The sequence below is a fragment of the uncultured Streptococcus sp. genome (assembly GCF_938036805.1).
Lineage (GTDB): Bacteria > Bacillota > Bacilli > Lactobacillales > Streptococcaceae > Streptococcus.
The window spans coordinates 1-6,211 of sequence record NZ_CALHWC010000109.1; the positions used below are offsets into that span (position 1 = coordinate 1).

Here is a 6,211-nt window from a genome sequence, read left to right on the forward strand (position 1 = left end):
TCCTGGTCCACATCCAGCATGGAGAGAGCCTGGTCGGTTATCTTATCATCAATCAAGCCATTGCCCATAATCTGGGCGTAGTCCCGCACCCGCTTGAGCAGACGATTGGCAATTCGCGGTGTGCCTCGGCTACGTAGAGCAAGCTCCCGAGCAGCCTCGTGGGTAATATCCATCTCAAAAATCTCTGCCGTCCGCTCGACGATTTCGGTCAGATCGTCAGGTTCATAATACTCCATATGACCGGTAATCCCAAAACGAGCCCGCAGAGGATTGGACAGCATGCCCGCCCGAGTGGTAGCCCCAATCAGAGTGAAAGGTGGCAACTCCAGGTGGACGCTGCGACTGGTTTCGCCAGTCCCAATCATAATGTCAATGTAAAAGTCCTCCATGGCGCTATATAGCACTTCCTCTACCGCCATAGGCAAACGGTGAATCTCATCGATAAAGAGGACATCGCCCGGCTCCAAATCATTAAGAATGGCCACCAAATCACCAGCCTTTTCAATGACCGGACCAGAAGTCTGCTTAATATTCACACCGAGTTCGTTGGCAATGACAAAGGCCATAGTCGTCTTTCCCAGACCTGGAGGACCAAAAAGCAAAGTATGGTCCAACGCCTCATCCCGCAATTTAGCTGCTTCAATAAAAATCTTCAGCTGATCTTTGACCTTATCCTGACCAATATATTCTCGTAAATACTGAGGACGGAGGGTACGTTCTACCAACTCCTCATCCCCCATTAATTCATTATCTAAAATTCTACTCATAGGACTATTATAGCAAAAAATAGGGCAGAGGAAGCAATCCGACCCGCTTCTGAATACAAAAAAAGCCACCGAATTTGGTGGCTCTTATGGGAGATTATTATGAAAAAGTTTTAGGATTTCTATCAAATAAAGTTAGGAGGTCTTCATTTGATGGTATTAGTATAACGTTCTTATCTTAAAATTTGCTTAAAGAAAAAATATTTTTTAAAAATAAAATACTTTTAGATATCTTAGTAAGATGATACAAACTAATATGAATTGTTCAGTCTGATTAAAATAGCCTCTATTTCATTGACTGTCTCAAAAACTCATGATACAATGAAAAAAATCGAAAAGGAGATTTTAGATATGAACAACCTTAAAAAGAAAACTTATCGGAATACACCCGCCTTTATGTTTATGGCTTGGGGCTCATTCGCCTTCTTTGTGACTCTTGTTCTCGTCGGCCTCTATACTTTGAAAGAGCCTTTGATGGTTAAAGGATACTATCTCATGGGTTCTGTCGGACTGATTTCTTCTTCATTCACTCTTGCAAAAGTTATCCGTGATAACCAAGAAGACGAAGAGCGTTACAATCAATTTTTCCAACCACAAGACTTAGATAACCAATAAAATAAATAGTAAAAACGGCAGAGGGGGATTCTGCCGTTTTCTTGTATCTGAGGCTAATATCGCTAGGTGAGATACACTTCAAATGAAGCAAGTTTGCTGTTTATTTCACACCTGCGAAATAAACGGTGGTGCTGGTGAAGAGGCTCCCTGACTCGAGAATGACCTGATCTTTCAAGTCACTATGAATCGCATCAGGCAAGGCCTGTGCTTCCAGCGCTATACCATTATGCTGAATCATTGGCTGTCCATTGATGATAACTGACTCATCAACAAAATTTGCCGAATAAGTCACGACACAAGGAGCATCCGTACGGAAAGTCAGATAGCGACCTGAGGCCGCATCATAAAGACATCCTGCCTCTTCCTGCTCTTTATCTAGAGCAAAGGGATGATCCAGCCCTGATACGACCTGAATCTGCTCATCTGGATCAGCAAAAATTTCTTTCAGCGCCAGACCTGTTTGTAGCCCTTTGACAAAGCCACGATCTGCATCCACTTCTTTTGCTGGTACGCCGTCGGGAGCAATCGGGTACACCCCTTTAGTATGCAGCTGGAGGACATGCTGATCAATCGGCTGACTGAAATCACCTGACAGATTGAAATAGCTGTGGTTGGTCGGATTAACCAGACTATCCTGATCTGTCTGGACTTGATAGGAAATCTCAATCTCCCCTTTTTCCGATAAGGAATAGGAAATCCAGATCTTCAAATTTCCAGGAAAACCGCCCGTCCCATCTGGGCGCTCTGTGTAAAAGGTGACGCCCTCGTTTGTGACTTCCTCTGTCTGGAAAATCACACTGTCCCAGCCAGTAGAGCCACTGTGGTTGCAATTCTGGCCATTATTGACTTCCAGCTGGTAGGACTGCCCATTCAGCTCAAAGCTAGCCTTCGCAATCCGTCCCGCAACTGGCCCCACGCTGGCCCCATGCTTAGGACTATTGCCGACATAATCATCAAATCGCTCAAAACCTAGAATGATATTGGCAAAATCACCATTTTTATCGGGTGTCTGATATTCTAAAATCGTTGCGCCATAGTTCATGACCCTGAAGCGATAGCCTAGCTTATTTTCAAAGGTGTAGGCTAAGACATCCTGTCCTTTAAAAGTACCAAAAATAGATTCTTGATAAGATTTCATATAATCTCCCTCTGTCTCATTTTAAAAGGCATCCTTTTAAAACTTCCTTGACTTAGTCACGGGACGAGAGTAGGACAGAAATCGGTAATTCATTAGAATTCGATTTCGTCGTCCCACCTCCGCACAGTTGAGTAGGGCTGTAAAAGCTGATGAAATCAGCGTAGTAGAGCCCACTCAACCACTGCGTCTTGCTCGACAATCCAAAGACAATTGAGAGGCTAGGACTTTTGTCCCAGACTCTTTATCTGAAAGGCTTTTTAATAACTAGCTTTCCCATGACTAATGTTTGACTTATCCATATTTAGCTTTCTACTGCTGGAAAGGGTGGATGATAACTCCCTGAACGACCCGATTGACCGTACCTGTCGGAGACGGTGTATCTGGTCGATTTTTGACTTTCAAAGAAGTCAAGAGAGAGAAGAGCTGAGCATAGACGATATAAGGGAAGGCTCGATAGCTATCTTCCAAGATATCACTTTCAAGAACCACTTGCTCAACATTTTCCAAATCTTCTCTGCGCTCTGTAAAGAAGACCACTTTGCGAGCAATCTGATCTCCTGCCACTTCACGCACCAAATCCAAATCGTAGCGTTTGGTGTATGCATCCCTTGAGCCAAATACCAGCACAAGCGTCTCTTCGTTAATCAGAGATTTTGGTCCATGGCGGAAGCCAACTGGGCTTTCATACATGGTCGCAATTTTCCCAGCGGTCAACTCCAAAATTTTCAGCTGAGCTTCGTGCGCCAGACCAAAGAATGGCCCTGCTCCCAGGTAAATGACACGGTTAAAGTCTAATTCTGTCAAAGCTTGAACATCAGCCACATCGGCCAAAACCTTTTGGCTCAGGGCAATCAACTCGGCTACTCTTGCTTCTTTTTGAGCTAAATCTGCTGGGTCAAAAACCAAGAGAGCTGTCAGCATCATAGAGGTGAAGCTAGAAGTCATGGCAAAGCCAGCATCATTTGATGGAGCTGGTTGCAATAAGAGGAGATTCCGCTCATCGCCATGTGCCTGCTGAGCTAGTTTCCCCTCTGCAGCACAGGTAATGGTCACTTGATAAAGCTCATCAAGCAGCTGCTTGGCTAAGTCCACTGTCGCAACACTTTCTGGCGAATTGCCACTGCGGGCAAAAGAAACAAGAACCGTTGGAATTTCCTTGTGCAGATGCACTTCAGGATTCGCCACAATATCAGTCGTCGCAACCGAATTAAAATTCCATTGGCGCTCATTATAAAGCTTTCTGAAATATGGCAATAGCGTATCGCCCACATAAGCCGAAGTTCCCGCACCTGTAAAGATAACTTTTATATAATCATGCTTTTCTTCAATACCTTTTAGAAAAGCAGCGATTTGGTCAGCTTGAGTCTTGTAATGATTAAAAGCTGTCTGCCAAACATCTGGCTGTTGGTAGATTTCACGCGTGGTGATTTCCGCGCCCAATTCAACCAGTTTCTCTTTTGAATAATCTAGCATGGTAGTCCTTTCAAAATAAACAATGATATATTAGTTATTTGCTTTTAAAAGAGGGAATGGGAAAATTCCCCACTCCCCTTCATTTCTTTTTTCCTTACAAAACAGTCCTACTCATCCTCATCATCTGATAAGCTTGCTAAAATATCATTGACTTTAACGATATTTTCGACTGCATTTTTCGGATAGTCAACATCAGCTCCTGTCAGAGAAGCATTGAGAAACTCAATCACCATCGGCAGATTCATGCCGGCGTACAAGTCAATATCCTTACCTTCTAAAATAAGGCGGCTGACTACATTACATGGTGTACCTCCCAAAAGATCTGCAAAGACAATATAGTCATCAAAATCCTTGACTGTGTCTAAGAACTTGGCTGTAAAATCATCTGGTCCCTCCTCTGGTAACAAGGCAACGGCATGAATATCCGCTTGAGGTCCCATAATCATCTCAGTGGTTGTTTTCAACTCTTCACAAAAGCGACCATGACTAATCAAAATTAATTGTTTGCTCATAATTTACACCATTATGCCATTCCAAAGAAGAAGTGACCAAACGCTGAGAAAGCAATCGCTGCAAGAATGATGAGCAAGATAGCTTTTGTAGAGTTCATACCCTTACGTCCAAGCAACCAGAAGATTACACCTGTGATGATAGCTGGTACCAAGCGTGGGAAGATGAGGTTAAGCATATCTTGAATTTCAATTGCTTTGTCCCCGATGTGTGGAGCCCAAGAAACTTCAACACCAATCATGCTGGCAATCAGGGCACCAACCATGAAGACACCAAGTACGGATGCAGCATCAATCAAAGCTGTCAAAGTACTTTGCATATTGTTGACGAGGTTAACCCCTTCTTTATAGGCAAATTCCAATTGTTTCCAACGGAAAATGTCGTAAGCAACTGCTACAGCGATCCATAGGAAGATACCGGCTGGGTTGCCTGCAACAGCCAAAGTTGCTGCGATTGAACCCATAATAGCTGGTACCAATGATCCAAAGATTGAGTCTCCAAGAGGAGCGAATGGTCCCATGAGACCTGTCTTGATACCATTGACCGCATCTTTTGATTTCACACCATCTTTTTCTTCCAAAGCAAGGTCAAAACCAGTGATAATAGTGTGGAAGAATGGTGAAGTATTGAAGAATTGCGTATGCAATTTCATCATTTCTTTCAGTTCAGGTGTACCGTCTCCATACATCTTGCGTAATTGTGGCAAAATCATGTAAAGGTAACCAGAAGCCTGCATACGCTCATAGTTCCAACCCAATTGGAAGGTAAACAAGCTACGTTTGTTAATCTGTTTAAAATCTTCTTTTGTTAGTTTGTAATTAGAATTCGTCATCTTCAATTTCCCCGCTTTCTGATTCAGTTACTGGAGCAGCTACGACTGTACGTTGGCTGTTTTTGAAGTGTTGTACTGCAAGGAATACACCGATGATGGCGATACCAATCATAGATACACTCTTGAAGTTGTTAACAAAAGTAATAGCTTGTTCTTTTGGAAGTTTAGAGAACACTTCAGAACCAACAATGCTAGACACTGCAGCACCAAGGCTTTGAACATTACTGTAAAGCACTGTCAACATAGCTGTCAAGCCAAATCCAAGTGCCAAGTAGTGAAGGTTGCGTTTCACTGGAAGATAACGAAGCAAGATTGCAAATCCAAGACCTGGAAGCATTTGACCTGCAAGTTTCAAACCGTTTGCCAACCATTGTACATTAGCGAGACCTGTAACAACAGTTTCTACAAAAGCTCCACCAAAGGCAAGGGCAAAGAAGACTGGGAGGGCACGAGAAAGAGCCCAAGGAATCGCACCAAGGAGGTAGTTGCGTTCGATGCCTTTGTAGTCAAAGCGTTCAATCGCAGCATCCACACGGTGAGCGAAGTAAGTTGTAGTCATACGACCAAGAATATCAAAGTATGTTAACAAAGTTGCTACCGGTACAGCGATTGTAGCAATAGCAAGCTCTGGATCAAGACCTTGAGCTACTGAGAAGGCAGTCGCAAGAACCGCACCAGAAGTAGCGTCAATACGAGAAGCACCACCGAAGGTACCAACACCGAGTACCACCAATTGAAGGTTGGCACCAATCAATAAACCTGTAGGTAAATCTCCCATGATGAGACCTGTGATAAATCCAGCAAATACAGGTGAACCTGCTGAAGAAACGATCGTCAACTCATCGCAGATTTGATAAGCTGAGTACAGAGTGAGTAGTA

Annotated in this window: 7 protein-coding genes; 1 reads left to right on the top strand and 6 read right to left on the bottom strand. The window is 43.5% G+C overall.

Going from position 1 to position 6,211, the window contains the following annotated elements; genetic code table 11:
* A partial coding sequence (gene ruvB, locus Q0191_RS04165) for a Holliday junction branch migration DNA helicase RuvB (protein WP_297664105.1) occupies positions 1-767 on the bottom strand: 767 nt, incomplete at its 3' end.
* Between the two features lie 348 nt (positions 768-1,115).
* Between ruvB and Q0191_RS04170 the strand changes: the two genes are divergently transcribed.
* Positions 1,116-1,379 carry a YiaA/YiaB family inner membrane protein gene (locus tag Q0191_RS04170; RefSeq protein WP_179856134.1) on the top strand — a complete coding sequence of 88 codons (264 nt, stop codon included), beginning with the start codon at positions 1,116-1,118 and terminating at the stop codon, positions 1,377-1,379.
* Positions 1,380-1,479: 100 nt separating this feature from the next.
* Here the strand turns inward: Q0191_RS04170 and Q0191_RS04175 are convergent, their stop codons facing one another.
* The 5 genes from Q0191_RS04175 to Q0191_RS04195 all read right to left on the bottom strand — a co-directional run.
* On the bottom strand, positions 1,480-2,517 hold the full coding sequence (locus Q0191_RS04175; RefSeq protein WP_297664112.1) for an aldose epimerase family protein: 1,038 nt from the start codon (positions 2,515-2,517) through the stop codon (positions 1,480-1,482).
* 309 nt (positions 2,518-2,826) lie between these two features.
* Positions 2,827-3,990, bottom strand: a complete 1,164-nt coding sequence (locus Q0191_RS04180) for an SIS domain-containing protein (protein WP_297664113.1) — start codon at positions 3,988-3,990, stop codon at positions 2,827-2,829.
* A gap of 107 nt (positions 3,991-4,097) precedes the next feature.
* On the bottom strand, positions 4,098-4,502 hold the full coding sequence (locus Q0191_RS04185) for a PTS sugar transporter subunit IIA (protein ID WP_297664115.1): 405 nt from the start codon (positions 4,500-4,502) through the stop codon (positions 4,098-4,100).
* Between the two features lie 11 nt (positions 4,503-4,513).
* Positions 4,514-5,332: a PTS system mannose/fructose/sorbose family transporter subunit IID gene (locus Q0191_RS04190; RefSeq protein ID WP_045498330.1), complete on the bottom strand. Its 819-nt coding sequence runs from the start codon at positions 5,330-5,332 to the stop codon at positions 4,514-4,516.
* A partial coding sequence (locus tag Q0191_RS04195) for a PTS mannose/fructose/sorbose/N-acetylgalactosamine transporter subunit IIC (RefSeq protein WP_297664118.1) occupies positions 5,319-6,211 on the bottom strand: 893 nt, incomplete at its 5' end. The genes Q0191_RS04190 and Q0191_RS04195, both read right to left, overlap by 14 nt.